Genomic DNA, 460 nt, shown 5'->3' on the forward strand with positions numbered 1-460 from the left:
CGTCATACAGCTCTTTGAACGCAGCGGCGATCTCTCGAGTGGTCATCCCTTTGGCATACAACGATAAAATCTGGTTATCCATCCCGGTGATCCGGGTCTGGTTCTTCTTCACCAGCTGGGGTTCAAAGGAACCATCACGATCGCGCGGAGTACGGAGTTCCAGTGGGCCATCGCCAGTGATAACCGTCTTTTGGGTGTAGCCGTTGCGGGAGTTGGTCGCCGGTTTGGGCTGATTTTTATCGTAGCCGAGGTGATGGGTCATTTCGGCGTTGAGCGCCGCCTCGACGCTGATTTTTTTCAACAGGCGATCGAACTGGTTGAGATCGTCAGGGGTTTTGAGATTTTTGGCCAGTTCGTTAGCCAGGGCCTGCAACTGTTTTTCGTCCATAAATTAACCTGTTTTTGATGTTGGATTGAACATATCAAAATCAGGCAATTACACAAATCTATGTACAGGCTC

Annotated in this window: 1 protein-coding gene; it reads right to left on the reverse strand. The window is 50.0% G+C overall.

Features of this window, described 5'->3' with window-relative positions; translation table 11 throughout:
* The coding region (locus tag NG99_RS22255) for an IS256 family transposase (protein ID WP_034897952.1) at nt 1-388 on the reverse strand (388 nt) is incomplete at its 3' end.
* Nucleotides 389-460: the final 72 nt, after the last annotated feature.

Origin of the sequence: Erwinia typographi (genome assembly GCF_000773975.1) — a bacterium.
Taxonomy (GTDB): Bacteria; Pseudomonadota; Gammaproteobacteria; order Enterobacterales; family Enterobacteriaceae; genus Erwinia; species Erwinia typographi.